Origin of the sequence: Ensifer sp. 2TAB8 (assembly GCF_052115125.1) — a bacterium.
Taxonomy (GTDB): Bacteria; Pseudomonadota; Alphaproteobacteria; order Rhizobiales; family Rhizobiaceae; genus Ensifer.
In genome coordinates, this window is sequence record NZ_JBFRGB010000032.1 from 38,753 (window position 1) to 57,194 (window position 18,442).

General features: G+C 63.9%; 16 protein-coding genes. 7 read left to right on the plus strand and 9 right to left on the minus strand.

Translation table 11 applies throughout. The features are described from left to right. The first annotated feature begins 36 nt into the window (after positions 1-36). Complete coding sequence (locus AB4Z53_RS31395; RefSeq protein ID WP_441599250.1) at positions 37-1,995, plus strand: CHASE2 domain-containing protein; 1,959 nt, start codon at positions 37-39, stop codon at positions 1,993-1,995. Positions 1,996-2,017: 22 nt separating this feature from the next. On the opposite strand, the gene AB4Z53_RS31400 is transcribed toward AB4Z53_RS31395, so the two are convergent. The 7 genes from AB4Z53_RS31400 to AB4Z53_RS31430 form a co-directional block, all read right to left on the minus strand. Continuing rightward, positions 2,018-2,734 (minus strand): ABC transporter ATP-binding protein, encoded by a 717-nt coding sequence (locus AB4Z53_RS31400; RefSeq protein WP_441599251.1) that lies wholly within the window; start codon positions 2,732-2,734, stop codon positions 2,018-2,020. Continuing rightward, a complete protein-coding gene (locus AB4Z53_RS31405) occupies positions 2,715-3,479 on the minus strand; it encodes an ABC transporter ATP-binding protein (protein WP_113538766.1) in 765 nt (254 codons plus the stop codon). The genes AB4Z53_RS31400 and AB4Z53_RS31405 overlap by 20 nt, the downstream gene beginning before the upstream one ends. Continuing rightward, complete coding sequence (locus AB4Z53_RS31410; protein WP_441599252.1) at positions 3,479-4,483, minus strand: branched-chain amino acid ABC transporter permease; 1,005 nt, start codon at positions 4,481-4,483, stop codon at positions 3,479-3,481. The genes AB4Z53_RS31405 and AB4Z53_RS31410 overlap by 1 nt, the downstream gene beginning before the upstream one ends. Then, a complete protein-coding gene (locus AB4Z53_RS31415; protein WP_113538768.1) occupies positions 4,480-5,346 on the minus strand; it encodes a branched-chain amino acid ABC transporter permease in 867 nt (288 codons plus the stop codon). Before AB4Z53_RS31415 ends, AB4Z53_RS31410 begins: the two co-directional genes overlap by 4 nt. A 181-nt stretch (positions 5,347-5,527) precedes the next feature. Beyond that, positions 5,528-6,700 (minus strand): ABC transporter substrate-binding protein, encoded by a 1,173-nt coding sequence (locus AB4Z53_RS31420; protein ID WP_113538769.1) that lies wholly within the window; start codon positions 6,698-6,700, stop codon positions 5,528-5,530. Between the two features lie 413 nt (positions 6,701-7,113). Beyond that, on the minus strand, positions 7,114-7,722 hold the full coding sequence (locus AB4Z53_RS31425) for a protein rhiA (protein WP_441599253.1): 609 nt from the start codon (positions 7,720-7,722) through the stop codon (positions 7,114-7,116). A 188-nt stretch (positions 7,723-7,910) separates the two neighbouring features. Further along, on the minus strand, positions 7,911-9,221 hold the full coding sequence (locus AB4Z53_RS31430; protein WP_441599254.1) for an aspartate aminotransferase family protein: 1,311 nt from the start codon (positions 9,219-9,221) through the stop codon (positions 7,911-7,913). A 97-nt stretch (positions 9,222-9,318) separates the two neighbouring features. Here AB4Z53_RS31430 and AB4Z53_RS31435 point away from each other — a divergent pair, with 97 nt between their 5' ends. After that, positions 9,319-10,167 (plus strand): LysR family transcriptional regulator, encoded by an 849-nt coding sequence (locus AB4Z53_RS31435; protein ID WP_441599255.1) that lies wholly within the window; start codon positions 9,319-9,321, stop codon positions 10,165-10,167. 18 nt (positions 10,168-10,185) lie between these two features. Here the strand turns inward: AB4Z53_RS31435 and pdxR are convergent, their stop codons facing one another. Beyond that, positions 10,186-11,619: a MocR-like pyridoxine biosynthesis transcription factor PdxR gene (gene pdxR, locus AB4Z53_RS31440; protein ID WP_441599256.1), complete on the minus strand. Its 1,434-nt coding sequence runs from the start codon at positions 11,617-11,619 to the stop codon at positions 10,186-10,188. A 79-nt stretch (positions 11,620-11,698) separates the two neighbouring features. Between pdxR and AB4Z53_RS31445 the strand changes: the two genes are divergently transcribed. Next, the gene (locus tag AB4Z53_RS31445) at positions 11,699-12,430 is read left to right on the plus strand and encodes a pyridoxamine 5'-phosphate oxidase family protein (RefSeq protein WP_441599257.1); all 732 of its coding nucleotides are present in this window, start codon (positions 11,699-11,701) and stop codon (positions 12,428-12,430) included. A gap of 22 nt (positions 12,431-12,452) precedes the next feature. On the opposite strand, the gene AB4Z53_RS31450 is transcribed toward AB4Z53_RS31445, so the two are convergent. After that, the gene (locus tag AB4Z53_RS31450) at positions 12,453-13,547 is read right to left on the minus strand and encodes a LacI family DNA-binding transcriptional regulator (RefSeq protein WP_441599258.1); all 1,095 of its coding nucleotides are present in this window, start codon (positions 13,545-13,547) and stop codon (positions 12,453-12,455) included. Between the two features lie 171 nt (positions 13,548-13,718). Here AB4Z53_RS31450 and AB4Z53_RS31455 point away from each other — a divergent pair, with 171 nt between their 5' ends. The 4 genes from AB4Z53_RS31455 to AB4Z53_RS31470 all read left to right on the plus strand — a co-directional run bounded on the left by AB4Z53_RS31455 (position 13,719) and on the right by AB4Z53_RS31470 (position 18,351). Then, the gene (locus AB4Z53_RS31455) at positions 13,719-14,699 is read left to right on the plus strand and encodes an ABC transporter substrate-binding protein (protein ID WP_113538775.1); all 981 of its coding nucleotides are present in this window, start codon (positions 13,719-13,721) and stop codon (positions 14,697-14,699) included. A 154-nt stretch (positions 14,700-14,853) separates the two neighbouring features. Further along, a complete protein-coding gene (locus tag AB4Z53_RS31460) occupies positions 14,854-16,344 on the plus strand; it encodes a sugar ABC transporter ATP-binding protein (RefSeq protein WP_441599259.1) in 1,491 nt (496 codons plus the stop codon). A gap of 1 nt (position 16,345) precedes the next feature. Continuing rightward, positions 16,346-17,356 carry an ABC transporter permease gene (locus AB4Z53_RS31465; RefSeq protein WP_441599260.1) on the plus strand — a complete coding sequence of 337 codons (1,011 nt, stop codon included), beginning with the start codon at positions 16,346-16,348 and terminating at the stop codon, positions 17,354-17,356. An 11-nt stretch (positions 17,357-17,367) separates the two neighbouring features. Then, positions 17,368-18,351 carry an ABC transporter permease gene (locus AB4Z53_RS31470; RefSeq protein ID WP_113538778.1) on the plus strand — a complete coding sequence of 328 codons (984 nt, stop codon included), beginning with the start codon at positions 17,368-17,370 and terminating at the stop codon, positions 18,349-18,351. The last annotated feature ends 91 nt before the right edge of the window (positions 18,352-18,442 follow it).

Here is an 18,442-nt window from a genome sequence, read left to right on the forward strand (position 1 = left end):
GTCGCCGTGCAGGCATCGGGCGGCCGATACGGACAGTTGGATAGGCGTCGCCTGGCGCTGCGGCGGCTGAAGCTGCTGGCTCTCGCCGCCTTCGTCAGCATCGCGCTTTCGCTTGCGACCTTGTCCAATGCCTGGCTGCTCAACGAACTGCGCAGCTTCGATTATCTGTCGACCGTCGACACGCCGTCGCTCCCGGAAAACAGCCCCATCGTCGTTGCCATCGACGAGCCATCCATGGCCGAGATCGGCCAGCAATGGCCGTGGCCACGGGCGCTGCACGCCCGCCTCATCGAAGCACTGCGCAAGGCCGGCGCCCGCGCGATTGGCGTCGACGTCATTTTCGCCGAGCCTTCTGCCGATCCGGTCAACGATGACGCGCTGGAGCGCGCGCTTGGTACCGACGTCGTTCTCGCCGGCGACCAGACGCTTGTGGAAGCGCCACAGGCCGACCAGTTCGTGCGCACCGAGCCGCTGGCTCGTTTCACCGCCAAGGGTGCCAGCACCGGGATTGCCTCGGTCAATCTCGGCGGCGACGGTACGCTGCGCTCGATCCCCGACTATTCCGACGGGTTTGCCGCCGTTCTGGCCGGGATCGCCGGCACGCGGACGCAAGCTCCCCCGGCAGATGCCCTCATCCAGGTCTTCGGACCGGCGCGGACCTATCCGACCGTCTCCTATTACCAGGCACTCGATCCCGCCAACTTCCTGCCCGAGGGCACTTTTCGCGATCGGGTCGTGCTTGTCGGGCTCAGCCTGCAAAACGCGCCGTCGATCGCCGATGGTGGCGCGGACGCATTCGCGACGTCCGATACCGTCCATTCGAACAAGCTCGTCTCCGGTGTCGAGATGCAGGCGACGATCTACGACAACCTGGCGCACGACCTTTTCATTCAGCGGGCTCCGCGGCCCGTCGTGATTGCGGCGATCGCGTTTGCCGCCATCTTGGCCGCCTTCACAGTGCTGAGGACAACGGGATGGCGCACGCTCGGATACACAATCATCGCGCTGAGCCTCATCGTTCTTGCGAGTTATGTGGCCATGCGCCTCGGCCATGTTTTCCTCTCGCCGCTCGGCCCGGGGCTGGCCTTCGGGACGGTGGCTGCCGGCCAGGCGGGCCTGGACTACGCCGACGAGCGCCGACGGCGCCGCGAAATCACCCGCGCGTTCCAGCAGTATCTGTCCCCCGCCCTTGTCGAACGGCTGGCGAAAGACCCGTCGCATCTGAAGCTCGGCGGCGAACGGCGGACCCTGTCGATCCTCTTTTGCGATATCCGCGGCTTCACCACCATTGCCGAGGAAATGAAGGACGACCCGGAGCGGCTGACGACCCTCGTCAACCGCTTGCTGACGCCACTGTCGGATGCGGTGCTGAAACAGGGCGGCACCATCGACAAATACATCGGCGACTGCCTGATGGCCTTCTGGAACGCGCCGCTTGACGACCCCGACCATGCGGTCCACGCCGTGCGCGCAGCACTCGACATGCTTGCGGCACTGGCGCGGGTCAACGAGGAGCTGGAGACCGAGGCGAAGCGGGATCGGCGGCCTGCACAAACGCTGCGGATCGGCATTGGTATCAACACCGGCGAATGCGTCGTCGGCAACATGGGCTCGCATCAGCGCTTCGACTATTCCGCCCTCGGCGATGCCGTCAATCTCGCCTCGCGTCTCGAAGGTGCATCGAAGGACTACGGCATCTCCCTGCTACTCGGCGAAGAGACCGCGCGTCTCGTCGAGAAGACCTTCCCGATCGCGGAACTCGACCGGATCACTGTCAAGGGGCGCAGCACCGTGTCCCCCGTCTTCACGGTCGCCGTCGGCGCCAAGAAGGAAGCGCTCGAGCGGCACCGGTCTTTCGTGCAAGCCAAATATGACGGCGCGCTGCAGATGCAGGACGGAGTTTTCGACCAGCTGAAAAACGCCCTGCCACCGCTCGCGCGCTACTACGAAAGGGAACGCTTCCGCCTCGATACGTCAGGGCGGGAGCCGAAGTGAACCGGAGCAAGCAGCCGCGCCGTCAGTGAAGGCCGCCGACGCCGAGCAGCCGCTCGACCGCCTCGTGATCTCTCGCCAGCGCTTCCGGCGTTCCGGACCAGGCGATGCGCCCACGCTCGAGCACGATCACCCGATCGGCAAAGTCGAGCGCGCTCTGGATGCGTTGCTCCACCAGCAGGATGGTCATGTCCCCGGTCTTGGCCAGTTCGGCAAAGGCCTTCATCAATTCCTCGCAAATGACAGGCGCCAGGCCCTCCAGCGGCTCGTCGAGAAGCAGGATGGACGGACGGCCAAGGATCGAGCGCGCCGTCGACAGCATCTGCTGCTCGCCGCCGGAGAGTTGGCTACCGAGATTGCGCCGGCGCTCGAAGAGACGCGGAAACATGTCGTAGGCTTCCTGGATCGCGCTTTTCGGTCGGCTCTTGAGGCCGACGAACAGGTTCTCCTCGACGGTCAACGTCGGGAAGACGCACCGCGCCTGCGGCACGAAACCGAGACCCTGCATGGCGCGTGAAGCGCTTGGCAGCGCGGTGACATCCGTGCCGCCCATGCGGATGCGTCCGTCATAACGCCGCGTCTGGCCGGCAAGCGTCGCAAGCAGCGTCGTCTTGCCCATGCCGTTGCGGCCGAGCACGGCTAGGCGGGCGCCAGCCGGAACGGCGAATGAGACGCCTTCGAGCACGCGCGTCGGGCCGTAGCCGGCGGACAGGTTTTCCACCTCAAGCGGCGTGGCTGGCATTGGCATAGCTCCCCAGATAGGCTTCCCGCACGCGCGGATCCTTCGTCACGTCAGACGGCGAACCGTCGAAGATGATAGCGCCCGCAGCCAACACCACCACGCGCTTGGCAAAGCGGAAGACGAGATCCATGTCGTGTTCGATCATCAAGACGGCGAGATCGGCCGGCAAGTCGGCGAGCGCCTGCTCAATGCGACCGGTGTCGCTCTGCGGCACGCCGGCGGCGGGTTCGTCGAGCAACAGCACCCTCGGTTTCAGCGCCAGCGCAACGGCGATCTCCAGCAGGCGTTGCTGGCCATAGGCAATCTCGCTCACCTTGCGGTGCATCAACTCGTTGAGACCGAGCTTGCCGAGAAGCTCCTGGACCTCGGCCATGATGTCCGGCATGCCGAGAAAATTGCCGAAAAGGCGACCGGCGCGGCCGCTCCGCTGAAGCACGGCAAGGGCAACATGCTCGGCCGGCGTCATGTCGGCAAAGAGGCGGGTCACCTGGAAGGAGCGCACAAGTCCGCGACGCACGCGACCAGTGGCATCGACACCGGTTACGGTATCTCCGCCGATCAGCACTTCACCGGAGTCAGGCCGAAGGTTACCGGTGACCAGGTTGACGAAGGTAGTCTTGCCGGCACCGTTCGGCCCGATCAGCGCGACCCGGTCTCCGGGCGCCATGCTGAGGCTGACGTCGTTGGTGACCGCAAGCCCACCGAAGGCACGCTTCAAGTTGCGGACTTCGAAGATCGGCTGCATCACTGGGCCTCCTTGCGGCGGGTAAGGAACGCAGCGGCGGTGCCGTAGATACCCTTCGGCGCGAACAGCACGACGGCGATCAGCAGCGCTCCGACCATCGTCAGCCAGTGGAAGGGATTGGCCGCCGAAACGACGTCCTCGAAGAACATGAAGACGACTGTCCCCGTCAGCGCGCCGAAGAGAGAGCCGGTTCCGCCGAGCACCAGCATGACCAGGCTTTCGGCCGACATGGTAAAGGAGAGGCTGTCGAGCCCGACGACCTGGGTAGAGATCGCATTCAGCGCGCCGCCGACGCCGGCAACGGCACCGGAGATCACGTACATCTTCGTCAGCGCGATCTTCGGAGACGCGCCCATGGAGCGAATGCGGATCGGATCTTCCTTGATGCCGCGGCACAGCATGCCGAACGGCGAGCGCACGATCAGCCGCAACAGCACGAAGACGATCGCGAGTAGGACGACGCCGAAGACATAGGCCGTGCGCCCCCAGAGGTCGAACTCGTAGAGCCCGAGAAGTGCCGTTGGCGCAATGCCTGAGAGCCCGTCGCTGCCGCCGGTCCAGGAGGAGGCCTTGTTGGCGAACTCGTGGAAGAGATGGATGAGCGCGATCGACAGCACCAGTTGCGGCAGCCCGTGGGCGCGCAGGATGACGACCCCACAGATAAGCCCGGCCACCGCGCCGGCGACGATGCCGAAGGCCAGCATCGCCAGCGGATCGTTGATGCCGTAATGCGCCGAGGCTATGCCCGCGGCATAGGCGCCGGCGCCGAAGAGGGCCGCATGCCCGAGCGTCGCGACACCGCAATAGCCGGTGACGAGATCGAGCGACAACACCAGGAGTGCCGCTGCGATGATCCGCGTCAGAAGCGCCAGATTGTTGGGAAAGAGGAAGTAGCCGATCACCGCAACCAGCAGGATCACCGCCAATCCGATGAGGTCTCCACCGCCGAACCGCCGGCGCACAGGAGCGGTCGCGATCAAGTCGTTCGTCGTCGTCATGGTCATCCCTTGGCCCTCCCGGCGAGCCCGCGCGGAAAGACGCAGATGATCGCGATTACGGCCAGATAGAAGAAGAATTCGCCGAATTCCGGCATGAGATAACGGCCGGTCGTATCGATCGCGCCGAGCAGCAGGCAGGCGACGAGCGCGCCCGGGATCGAGCCGGCGCCGCCGACGGAGACCACCACCAGGAAGGTCACCATGTAGCGCAGCGCATAATAGGGTTCGACCGGCAGAAGCTCGGCACCGACGACACCGCCGAAAGCGGCAAGCCCGACGGCGACCGCAAAGCTTACGGCATAGACGATCTCCGTGCGGACCCCGAGGGCGGCGGCCATCGCGGCATTGTCGACGGAGGCCCGCAGCTTGACGCCGAAGGCGGTCTTTTCGATCGCGTACCAGAGACCGGCGGCAACCGCGAGGCCGCAGACAATCGCGAAGATGCGGTGCGTGGCGATCGCCCGGAAGCCGAGATCGACCGAGCCCTGCAGTTCGCCAGGCAGTGGCACGGTCTTCAGCGTCGGGCCGAAGACATAGTTGGCAATACCGATGATGCAGAACGTAATACCAATGGTCATCAGCACCTGGGTCAGTTCCGGTGCGCCGTAGATCCGCCGGTAGAGCAGCCGCTCGATCGGCACGGCGATGATGATGGTGCCGAAGATCGCAAGCACGACGGCAAAACCATAGGCAAGGCCGAGATCGCGCGCCGCATAGGAGGCGATGTAGCCGCCGATCATGGCAAAGGCGCCATGCGCGAGATTGACCACACGCATCAGGCCCATGGTGACCGAAAGACCGATGGAGATGACGAAGAGCACCATGCCATAGGCAAGGGCATCGATCGCAATGCTGAGGACGGTTTGCATGGGGCTATCCGTTGCCCTTTCTTCCAAATTTGGCTGCGCCGGATCAGGTGCGCATACTATGCGCGGAGCGGCAGTCAGGCGCCAGCATTCGCGGCGCCGCAGGCACGCCGGTCGCTCTCAATAGCAACCGGTCAACGCATCATCGGTGTCGGCGGGCGCGTGGGCACCCGCCCCAGGTCGACTACTTCAGCGCAGCGAGACCGGGATCGCCCTGCTTCTCGAAGGTCTGGATTTCCTTGTTGTAGTAGGTGCCGTCATCGGCCTTGGCGACTTCACGCAGATAGATGTTCTGGGTGATGTGGCGTGATTCCGGATCGATGGTCACGGGGCCGCGCGGGCTGACCCAGGAAAGGCCCTTCACGGATTCGACCGCCTTGGCCGCATCCTGCTTACCGCCGGTCGCCTCGATCATCTTGTAGATCACATGCATGCCGTCATAGGCGCCGACCGAGGGGAAGGAGAGCTCGGCCGGGTTGCCGATCGCCTTGCCGGCCGCCTCGACGAAGGCCTTGTTCTCGGGCGAGTCGTGCGACACTGCGTAGTGGAAGGTCGTCTGAATGCCGAGCGCGGCCTCGCCGAGCGCCGGCAGGTCGGATTCCTGCGTCAGATCGCCGGGCGCAAAGAACTTGATGCCGCCGTCCTTCAGGCCGTTCTCCTTGAACGCCTTGACGAAGCCGAGCGTCGTCGGACCGGACGGCAGGAAGGCAAAGACGCCCTCGGCACCGGAATCCTTGATGCGCTGCATGATCGGCGAGAAGTCGTTCGTCGCAAGCGGCATGCGGATCGCTTCGACCACCTGTCCGCCGGCCGCTTCGAAGCCCGCCTTGAAGGCGTTCTCGGCGTCCACGCCCGGGCCGTAGTCGCTGACGACGGAGATGACCTTGGAAACGCCGGCGTCCTTGGCAACCTTGGCGATCGGCGTCGAGGTCTGCCAGGTGGTGAAGGAAGTGCGCACGATGAGCGGGCTCTTGGTGACGATCGCCGAGGTCGCCGCGTTCATGATGACGAGCGGCACGTTCGCCTGGGTGAGCAGCGGTGTGACCGCCATAGCATCCGGGGTGAAGTAGAAGCCGGCGAGATACTGCACGCCTTCCTTCACCACCAGTTCCTGCGCCAGCGCCTTGGACTGAGCGGGATCGGCCTGCGGCACGTCGCGATAGATGATCTCGATATCATCGTCGCCGACCTTGCTGCCGTTCAGTGCCATATAGGCATCGATACCGGCCTTGAAGTTCTTGCCCTGAAGCGCGAACGGGCCGGAGAAGGGTCCGACAACACCGATCTTGATCGTGTCGGCATAGGCAGCACTGCTCATGGCCAAAGCTGCAACCGCTGCCAGAATCATCCGTTTCATATTTCCTCCCTGCGACGCCGATCGCTCCCGAACCCGCATCGTCTTCGCAAACCCCGTTGATTTGATCGCAGTCAACTTGCCATGCCAAACGGTAATGTAAAAATGAAATATGGGGCCAAAATCATAATTCAACGGTTATGTTTTCCGGCAAACCGTCGCGCCCGTGTGAGCTGCGCACCGTGGTGACGAAGTCACCCTTCACCTTGATTTCCAAAGGAACAACATAGTGGCAAGTCGGTCGCGCCCACAGGCGATCCACTGTATCGGTCGAATGGATAGATAGGGACCACAGGCTGTCGCGTCGCAACGACCAGCGGAGAAACGAGGCCAGGACAATGTCCTAACCTCGCACCTTCTACACGCTTCGCACGACGGCTCTGCGCACGCCAACCACATTCAATTGCTGAAGACGGTCACTCGACGGTAATGAGATTGTCGAGGCCAAGCGTTGCAGTCCGCGACGTCAGAGAGCCACCATAGACGACTTCGACGGCGCCCGTGACCTCCTCGAAGTCGAGCACGGCTCCGATCTCGTAGTTGCCGAAAACCACCCAATAGTTCGGGTGCGGCGTGAAGGCAGCCGTCATGTTCGGCGCTCCCTGCACAACGAACGTGCCGGAGCCGGCCATTCCGATCCCAACGGACGTCCGGTTGGGAACGACGTTCGACAGCTGTTCTATCGTAAGCGACCCAGGCGTCCCGCTGGCGCCCGGATTGCTGAAGGTCGTCGCTCCGACTGCGTCCTGGGTGAGCTGAATCAGGTTTTCACCGCCGGGGTCTGCCGGCTTCACCTGCGATGCCGAAAACGAGATCCCCGGCTGCAGCAGACCGGTCTCCGACCAGATGAAGCAGTAATCGGGGCTCCAGGCGAAGGTGACGCGGCTGTCGGGCGCGGTCGGCCGGGCCAACCAGGCAAGCGATAGGACGTCCGTCGGGCCCATGGTTTCGGGCGGCCTCTGGAAGACGGCGAAACTGCCCGAAAGCTGCGAGTTGTTTACGCATGTCAGAGTGTATGACGTCATCGGTTCTGCCCGGCTTTTGCGCTTCCCCTCAAGGGTGCATAACAGCTAGCAGCTTTTCCTATGGTTGTCTTCAGGCCAGATTTCGCCAAATCTGGGATGATCATCCGGGGCCTTCAAAAGCTGTCGGGCACTGCCGACGGTTTCCACCGTCGCACGAATGCGAGGGTGGAAGCGCTCGCCATTCACGCTCAGAGGGTGCTGGCCGCCACCCCAATCGAGTCCGACAGGATCTCCAGCCCGCGATCGATTTCTTGCGGCGTTACGGTCAAGGGCGGAGCGATGCGAAACACGCCACCCATGCCGGGAAGCTTGACGATGTTCATGCTGAGGCCGCGCCGCATCGCTTCTTCCATAACCCTTGCACCGAGCTCGAAGCCCGGAGCCTTCGTCTGCCTGTCCGCGACAACTTCGAGCCCAAGAAGAAGGCCGCGTCCCCTGATATCGCCGACGCATTCGAATCTTTGCTGCAATGATCGAAGCCCCTCGCGCAGCCGCTCGCCGCGCGCAATCGCCTGTTCCACAAGGCCATACCGTTCGATCACATCGAGCACCGTAACGCCGACCGCCGCCGGCAACGGGTCGGAGACATGGGTGGTATAGAAGAGGAAACCTCTTTCATGGGCCTTCTGTTCGATTTCCGCCGTCGTCATCACGGCGGCAAGCGGCAGTCCAGCGCCCAAGGTCTTCGACAGAGTGAGAATATCCGGCGTCACGCCGTCGCGCTGGAAGGCAAACATATGGCCCGTCCGACCGATGCCGGTCTGCGCCTCGTCGAGAATGAGCAGCATGCCGCGTTCTTCGCACTTGCGCTTGAGTGCTGAGAGATACCCCGGCGGAAGTTCGAGGATCCCGCCGCTCGAAAGGATCGGTTCGGCGATGAACGCCGCAAGGCTGCCCGTCGACTGCCGGTCGATCAGCGAGAAGGCGTCATCGAGTTCCGTCTGCCAGTCGTTGCTGCCATCCGGGTGGGTGAAACGCGGCCGATAGGAATTCGGCGCCGGTATCACGAACGAGCCGGCGGCCGCGGGACCGTAGCCCTTTCGCCCGGCGCTATAGGTCGCCGAGGCGGCAGCGCCCGTCATGCCATGCCAGCTCTGCGCGAAGGCAACGACTTCGTGCCCGCCGGTCACCAGCTTGGCCATGCGAATGGCCGCCTCGTTAGATTCAGCGCCGGTCGTCAGCAGTTGAACCCGGTCGAGCCCCGGCGCAAGTGCGGCAAGGCGCGTGGCAAGTTCGACGACGGGCCTCGACAGCATGCCGCTGAAGAGATGGGCGACCGTTCGCATCTGCCGCTCGACGGTCGCAACGATGTCCGGGTGGGTGTGGCCGAGAACACCGCTCATCTGTCCGGAGGTGAAATCCAGGATGGCGCGACCGTCCGCATCGTAAACGAAACTTCCTTCCGCCCGCTCCACGATGATCGACTCGAAACCGGGGCCATAGCGCGTGAGGTGTTTGTTGGCGGCGGCCCAGAACGCAGGATCGGAATTCAGCGACATCAGATTGCTCCTCGTTGGCGGTCCTCACTGGCTAACGGGCATTTCAGCTTCAGGCAAATTGATAGTATTCCGCTCCGGTATCGGATATTTTGATATCATGAGAAACCTCGACCTTGCCCTGCTCAGGAACTTCGCCGTCATCGCGCGGACGGGCTCCATCAGCCTTGCCTCCCAGCAGGTCGGGCGAACGCAATCGACGCTCAGCATGCAGATGCAGCGCCTCGAGGAGTTTCTCGAACAGGCCCTCTTCCACCGCACCGGATCGGGTGTACGGCTGACGGCAGCGGGTGAAAAACTGCTGGTCCATGCCGAGTACCTTCTTGCCGGGCACGACGAAATCCTGGCGGAGATGGAAGGCAAAGGCCTCAAGGGCTCCGTTACCCTGGGTTGCCCGGAAGATTACTCGATCGCTTTCCTTCCGGGGATCATCGAGCGCTTTCTCGATCAGCACCCGGAGGTCGAATTGCGCATGCTCTGTGCACCGACCACGGAGTTGCGCCCGATGCTGCTGCGGCGGCAGGTCGACCTGGCGCTCGTTTCCATCGCCGACGCCGCAAACGGCGAGGTCATTCGAACCGAAGACTTCGTGTGGGTCGGCAAGGTTGCGGAGCCGGAAATCCTCGACCGTGTCGCCCTGCCCCTTGCCTTGTCGGCCCCGACGACGCTCGACTACCGGGCAGCCTGCGATGCGATGGAAGCGATCGATCGACGGTACCGTGTCGCCTTTGCAAGCAACAGCCTCGCCGGGCTTATCGCATTTGCCCGCTCCGGCCATGCTATCGCCGTCCTGACGAGAACCGCCGTCCCCTCCGATCTGCACATCATTTCGGCCGGATTGCCGAAGCTGCCGACGATCGGCATTGCGCTGGAATTTGCCGAGCCGCGCCCGTCATCTGCGGTGAAGGCGCTTGCGGATCATGTGCGGGCAGTACTGCCCGCCATTTGAAAGTGCCGCGGGGGACGGTCACCGCCCAAAGCCGGTGGCCAGTTTGAGCGCGGTCGTTCCCAGTCGCGCGGCCGCAGCCCGCAGCGCACCCGTTTCATATCCCGAAAACCCGAGGATGAGCCCTTCGGCATCGCTTCGCTCCATGAAGGTTTCGGACAATAGCACCGCGTCGATTTTCGCTTCCTCTCGGATCACTTGCGACAGGCCTGGCGCCAGCCCGTCGCGCGGCCGGACGATCATGTGAAGGCCCTGCTCAGGGACATCCGGGCACAGCGTCCCGCGGGACGTGGTGCTGACGATTTCGGCCAGTTGATCGCGAGCGGCACGGTAGCGCCGCTGGCTCTTGCGCAATTGGGACGCGACCGATCCGTCCGCCAGGAGATCGGCCACGGCGTTCTGCAGGAACACCGGCATGAACCGGTCAAAGGCGGCGCGCCGCGTCAGGACCCGCTCCAAGGCTCCCGGAGGCACCACGACATAGCCCAGCCGCAACCCGGGAAACAGCGTCTTGGCGCAGGTTCCGAGATAGACGACGCGGTCCGGCGCAAGCCCCGCCAGCGCCGTCAGCGGCGGACCCGAATAGCGAAACTCGCTGTCGTAGTCGTCCTCGAAGATCCAGGCGCCGGCTGCCTCCGCCCATTCGATCAGCGCCACACGCCGGTCCATCGCCATCTTCACGCCGGTGGGAAACTGGTGCGAAGGAGTAACATAGGCGGCGCTGGCGCGAGGGTTTCGCGCAATGCCCACGGCAACATCGATCCCTGCCCCGTCGACCGGCACCGGCACAGGGCGCATTCCCGCCGCCATGAGTGTCGAGCGCGACGCGCCATAGCCGGGCTCCTCGACCCATGCCCAATCTCCAGGCTCAAGCAGCGCATCGACGCAGAGCCTCAGGCCGTGCTGAGTGCCGCTGACGATGACGACGCAGCCGGGATCGCAGCGGATGCCTCGGTTGACGGCCAGGAAGTCTGCGATCTGTCGCCGCAAATGCAAGCTGCCGCGCGGATCGCCATAGGCAAGGTCATCCGCGCTCGCTTCGGCGATATGGCGCCGGGTTACCGCGGCCAACCGCGCAAGGAAGGCCGGCTCCACATGGGTCTGGCCAAGAGCAAAGGGCGGTCGGCCGCCAAAGGTCAGCGGGATATCCGGCGCCGCCGCTATGGATGGCGGTGCCGGCAGGCTGGACGAGACATAGGTGCCCGAGCCGTGACGGGCTTCGATCAACCCGTCGTTCACCAGGTGCTCATAGGCGGCAACGATCATGTTGCGGCCTATACCAAGCTGGCTGGAAAGCTCGCGGCTCGACGGCAGGCGGGAACCGGGCGGGAGCAGCCCGTCGACGATGGCGGCGCGCAAGCCGCTATGGACGCGAAGCGACTGGTTGCGGATCGAGCCGTCGAGTTCGATCGGCGGGAAGGCCGATTCCTGTCTTGGATGAAAAGTGGTTGGCATGAGGCTAACGGAAGTGGACCTATTTCAAACCAGTCTGCGCATGCGAACCTTCAGGAAGCAAGCCTGAAAGGAACCAGCCGTGACCGAACATTCCGCTCCCACCTACCCCGTCGATACGGTCAACCGCGTCAAGCGCCGCCATGATCGTGGCTTCTATGACCACGAGACCGTGCACAGACTGCTCGACGCGGCAGCTCTCGCCCACGTCGCCTATGTCATCGACGGTCAGCCTTTCTGCACGCCGACGCTCTTCTGGCGGGAAGGACGGCACCTCTATTGGCATGGCAGCAGCGCCAGCCGCATGCTGCGCAACCTCTCCGCAGGCGAGCCGGCCTGCCTGACGGTGACCCATCTCGACAGCCTCGTGCTTGCCCGCTCCGCTTTCAACCACTCGGCCGATTACCGCTCGGTCATGGCGTTCGGAACCGCCCGTCTGGTCGAGAACCAGGAGGAGAAGCTGCGCGCCTTGACGATGATGGTGGATCGGTTCTTTCCGGATCGCACCGCAACGCTGCGCCCGAGCACTGCGCAGGAGATCAAGGCAACAGCGGTGATCGTCATGGAAATCGAACGGGCTTCGGCCAAGATCAGGTCCAAGGGCCTGATCGACGACGAGGAGGACTACGACCTGCCCGTTTATGCGGAGCGCCTGCCGGTGCACACCGTCCTTGGCGCCCCCGAGCGCTGTTCGCGCCTCAATACCAGCATCGTGCGACCGGCGACGCTTTCTCCTTATCGTGCGGGACGCTCGCTGGATGAGGCGCTCAGCGAAGCCTACACTCTCGCCTATGCCGATAAGCCGGAGGCCTGACGGCGCAGGTAAAGGGGCGGCCCTATCGCTTTCCAGCCGCGGCGGCCCGGGCGGGCCAGCCGGAGGTGGTTTCACGAACCACCAGCGGCCCGTCGACCTTGATCGTCATCGGGCGCATGTGCTTGCCGTGAATGGCCATGTCGATCAGGATCTCCGCGGCCCTCTGCCCCATCTCGTAGTTGGGCAGCACCAGCGTCGAGAGCGGCGGATGGGTGTAGCGCGCCAGTTCCTGGTCGTCATAGCCCATGACCGAGAGATCGGCCGGCACGCGCAGCCCCTTCTCCTGGGCCGCCTCCATTACGCCGATCGCCATCAGGTCGTTGCCACAGAAGATCGCGGTCGGCGGGTTGGGCATGGAGAGCAGGTCCAGCCCGGCCTCGTAGCCGCGCAGCGGCAGCCAGTCGCCGTCCCTCACGAGCGTCTCGTCGAAGGCGATGTCGGCGGAAGCAAGCGCCTGCTTGTAGCCCTTGAGACGATCCGCAGCCGCATCCATCCAGCGCTCACCATTGATGAAACCGATGCGCTTGTGGCCGAGCGCCGTCAGATGTGCGGTAGCGGCAAAGCCGCCGGCGACCTCGCCCGGCACGACGGCCACATGCTGACGCGGTTCGCAGTAGCAATTGAGAAGCACCGTCGGCAGCGGCGCCAGTGCCTCAGGCACGGCAACCTTACGGGTAAAGATCGTTGCGTAGATGACGCCGGCGATTGAAGGGTCTCTCAAGACCGAGCGCAGTACCGCCTCTTCGAGTTCAGGGTTGGAGCGGGTCACATGCGCCGAAACCAGCATGCCCTGTTCGAAGGCGTAGTCGCGGATGCCGTCGAGGCTGACGACCGGGTGCGGGCTGGTGGAGATTTCATCGACGATGAAGGCGATCGTGTCCTTCTCTACCGCCGGCGCCGCTGCAACCGGGCCTCGGGTCGCCGGCAATTTATAACCGATTTTATGAGCAGCCTCACGCACCTTCTGCTGCGTTTCGGGCGAGATGCGCGAACCCGACATCTCGTTCAGCACCAGGGAAACGCTTGACTGGGAAACGCCGGCTATCCTTGCGACATCCGTCATCGTCGGGCGACCTTCGCCCCTTTTTTCCGGACTGCGCCCGTTTCCCTTGGCCATGCGTGCTCCCTACCCTCATGCGTGCATTGCACTGCACGCGGGCTTTTGCAAGTGCTCATAATTTTTGGCCTTGACTGCTAATATTATTAGCGCAAGATTTGGAGATGTGAAGCCCAAAATGCTCACGTCCGGTAGAGGAGCACCGGCCAAATCTGGGAGGAGAACCCGATTATGACTACGATTTCGCGTCGTACTTTCATGCTTGCGGCCACGGCCGTCGGCGCGCTTGCCCTTGCGGGCGTCGCGATCGCCGAAGTGCCGAAGCTCGAGCAGAAGGACAAATACAAGGTCGGCTTCGCGCAGACCGAATCCAACAATCCCTGGCGCATCGCCCAGACGAACAGCATGAAGGCCGAAGCCGAAAAGCTCGGCTTCCAGCTCGTCTATACGGATGCTGCCGGTTCCGCCGCCAAGCAGGTCGCCGACGTCAACTCGATGATCGCTCAGGGCGTCGACGTGATCTTCCTCGCACCGCGCGAAGAAAAGCCGCTGATCCCCGCCGTCATGGCCGCCAAGAAGGCCGGCATTCCGGTGATCCTGCTCGATCGTTCGGTCGATCCGTCGCTGGCCAAGGCCGGCCAGGACTATCTGACCTTCATCGGCTCGAACTTCGTCGAGGAAGGCAAGCGCGTTGCCGAGTGGCTGGCAAAGAACGCCAATGGCAAGTCGAAGATCATCGAACTCGAAGGCACGACCGGATCGTCGCCCGCCAACGACCGCAAGAAGGGCTTTGACGAGGCGATAAAGGCGGCCGGCGGCTTCGAGATCGTCGCCTCGCAGACCGGCGATTTCGCCCGTGACAAGGGTCGTCAGGTGGCCGAAGCCCTGCTGCAGGCCCATCCGGATGCGGACGTGATCTACGCCCACAACGACGAAATGGCGATCGGTGCGATCGCCGCACTCGAAGCGGCCGGCAAGGTCCCCGGCAAGGACGTTCTCGTCCTGTCGATCGACGGCGGCAAGGAAGCCGTGCAGGCGGTCGTCGACGGCAAGATCGCCGCGGTCGTCGAGTGCAACCCGCGCTTCGGACCGAAGGCCTTCGAGACGATGATGCGCTACGCCAAGGGCGAGAAAATCGACGCGATGATCATCAACGACGACAAGTTCTACGACGCCTCCAACGCGGCCGCCGAACTCGCCAACGCCTATTGATCCATTCTCCCCGAGCCTCTGCGGCCGGGACGGCACAACCGTCTCGGCCGTCTTTTTGACGACAGCGGTCCCCGCTGACCTTCGGCCCGTTCACGTGTAGGCTGATGACGCCCACCCTCAGGGGCGGCGGATGGCGAAGATAGGGAGGAGACCCATGCTTCTGTCCATGCAGGGCATTTCCAAAGCGTTCGCCGGCGTGCCGGCACTGAAATCCGCCTCGCTCGACGTCGAGGCAGCGGAAGTCATGGCACTTGTCGGCCAGAACGGCGCCGGCAAGTCGACACTCATCAAGATCCTGACCGGCGTCTATCGCCGGGACGAAGGCAGCATCACCTTAGACGGCCAGGATGTCGATTTCTCGATGCCGGCGCAGGCACAGGCCGCCGGGATCGCCACGATCTACCAGGAGATCAATCTCGCCCCGCAGCGTTCGGTGGCGGAGAACATCTACCTCTCCCGCGAGCCCAAACGCTTCGGCATGATCGACCATGGCGCCATGCGGCGCGGCGCCGAAGCGGTGCTCAAAACCTTCAACCTGACGATCGACGTCGATCGTCCGGTCGCGCATTTCGATGCGGCGACGCGGCAGATGGTGGCGATCGCCCGCGCTGTGACGCAAAGCGCCCGCCTCGTCATCATGGACGAGCCGACCTCCTCGCTCGACGAGCGCGAGGTCGCGATCCTGTTCGAGACGATCCGCACGCTGAAACGCTCGGGCGTCGCCGTCATCTTCATCGGCCACCGGCTCGACGAACTCTATGAAATCTGCGACCGGGTGACGATCATGCGCGACGGGCAAACCGTGGCCAAAAGCCCGATGGCCGACATGCCGAAGATGGCGCTGGTGCGCCATATGCTCGGCAAGGAGCTTGCCGCCTTTCAGGCGATGGCGCCCGAAGCCGAGACAGTTGAACGCCCGGTTCGCCTCGAACTCGACAAGGCCGGCGCGGGTGTGCGCGTGCGCGACGTCAGCCTTGACGTGCGAGAGGGCGAGATCTCCGGCCTTGCCGGTCTGCTCGGCTCCGGCCGCACGGAAACGGCGCGCCTGATCTTCGGTGCCGACAGGATGGAGCGCGGCACGATCCGCATGCAGGGACGGGATCGCAGCTACCGCGAACCGGCTGACGCGATCGCCGACGGGATCGGTCTCGTATCCGAAGACCGAAAGATCGACGGCATCGTCCCTGACATGAGCATCCGCGAGAACATGACGCTCGCCTTGCTGCCCAAACTCAAGAAAGCTGGCATCGTCGACCGTGCCCGGCAGGACGAGATTGTGAGCCGCTATATCCGCGCCCTCGGGGTCAAATGCGCCTCCCCCGATCAGCCGATCAAGGAACTCTCCGGCGGTAACCAGCAGAAGGTGCTGCTCGCCCGCTGGCTTGCCACCGACCCACGCGTCCTCATCGTCGACGAACCGACGCGCGGGATCGACATCGGCGCGAAATCGGAAATCCTGAAACTTCTGCGCAGCCTCGCCGACGAGGGCTTGAGCGTGCTGATGATCTCGTCGGAACTCGAGGAACTTCTCGCCGCCGCTGACCGTGTGACGGTCTTGAGCGACGGCACGTCGGTCGCGACCCTGCCGCGCAAGGATTTGAGCGAGACTGCGCTGCTTGCCGCCATGGCCCACCAGGAAGAATGACATGACGACGATCGAGACCCCAGCCCCGCAACCATCGGGAACCCTTTCGTCCGGTAGCCGGCTCATGACGCTGGCGAGCCGCTACGGCACCTTCGTCGCTTTTCTCGCGCTGATCCTGTTCAACGTCGCTGTCACGCCGAACTTCCTGTCTCTGCAGACGCTGAATGTGAACCTGACCCAGGTTGCGACCATCGTCATCGTCGCGACCGGCATGACGCTGGTTATTGCCACCGGCGGCATCGACCTGTCCGTCGGCTCGCTGATGGCGATTGCCGGCGCCCTGGCGCCGATGATCTTCATGGGCCAGTTCTGGCCGGTGGAAAACATGGCGCTCGCAGTCACCCTCGCCTTCCTCCTGCCGGTTGCTGCCGCCGCCCTCTTTGGTCTCTTCAACGGCTTCCTCGTTACCCGCTTTTCGATCCAGCCGATCATCGCCACGCTTGTGCTTTTCATCGCCGGCCGTGGCATCGGCCAGGTGATGACCAACGGCAATCTGCAGGTCTTCAAAAATGAAGGCTTCCAGTTCATCGCACTCGGGCGCATTGCCGGCGTTCCGGCCCAGGTCTTGCTGATGATCATCATCGTCGCGGCGGCTTTCGCAATGATCCGCTACACCGTGATCGGCCGGCAGATCATCGCCGTCGGCGGCAACGAGAAAGCCGCCCGTTTGACCGGCATACCGGTGAAACGGGTCAAGCTCTTCGTCTACATGACAAGCGGCGCGCTTGCCGGCGTAGCCGGCCTCATCGTCGTTGCCCGCAACTCGGCGAGCGACGCCAACCTCGTCGGCCTCGGCATGGAACTCGATGCGATCGCTGCGGTCGCCGTCGGCGGCACGCTTCTGACCGGCGGGCGGGCCAACATCATCGGCACGGTGCTCGGCGCATTCGTCATCCAGCTGGTGCGCTACACGCTGCTCGCCAATGGCGTACCGGACGCGGCGGCGCTCATCGTCAAGGCCGGGCTGATCGTCACCGCCGTCTTCATCCAGCAGCGCGCCGGCAGACACTAGGGGCAACCACGATGCAAACGATCCTTCGCCTCTTCCTGGTCAAGAATTCCGGCGACCTCGCCCGGCTCGGCGTCATCCTGGCGCTCGCCGGCCTCATTCTCTTCGGGGCGTTGCGCTACGACAACTTCCTGTCGCCCTACAACATCCTGAGTTTCCTGCGCTACAACTCGATGTTCGCCTTGATCGCGCTCGGCATGGCCTTCGTCATCATGACAGGCGGCATCGACCTGTCGGTCGGCGGCACGGCGGCGATGGCAAGCGTGGTCGCAGCATTGCTCTCCCCCTATCATTGGGCTGCCGGGCTCTTTGGCGGCATGGCGGCCGGCTTCGCCGTCGGCGCGCTCAATGGCTTCATCATCACGAGGATGCGCATCCAGCCCTTCATCGCCACGCTCGCGACGATGCTCGCCGCCTACGGTACCGGCCTTTTGCTGGCCGACAACCAGTCGGTCTCGGTTTCCTACGACACCGGTTTCACCGTGATCGGCCAGGACGATTTTCTGGGCTTCCCCATCCCCGCCTGGATCGCACTTGCGGCCTATGTGGTCGGCTGGATCGTGCTTGAGAAGCTCCCCATCGGCCGCCATATCCTGGCGATCGGTGACGGTGAAGCGACCGCTGGCCTGATGGGCCTGAAGGTCGAGCGTGCGCTTGCCGGCGTCTATCTCGCCTCAGGCACGCTCGCCGGTCTTGCCGGCGTCATCCTTGCCTCGCAGTTCGGCGCCGGGCAGCCGACGGAGGGTGTGGGCTGGGAACTCTTCGCGATCGCCTCCGTCGTCGTCGGCGGCACGCTGCTGTCGGGCGGTTCCGGTTCCGTCGGCGCCACCTTGGCAGGCGCGCTACTGCTCGCCATGGTGTTCAACATCCTGAACTTCGAAAATGGCCTCGGCTGGATATCGCTTTCGGCCTACTGGCAATCGGTCATCCGCGGCGGTTTCCTGCTCGTCGTGGTGGTCCTGCAGGCGAATTTGATGGCGCGGCACCGGAGTAGCTAGACGCGCTGCAACGCGGGTCGGCGCCGCTTTGCTTGCCTCCATCAAGGAACGGCGAACGTCCTGACCGCTCGGACGGTTGACTATCGCCCGC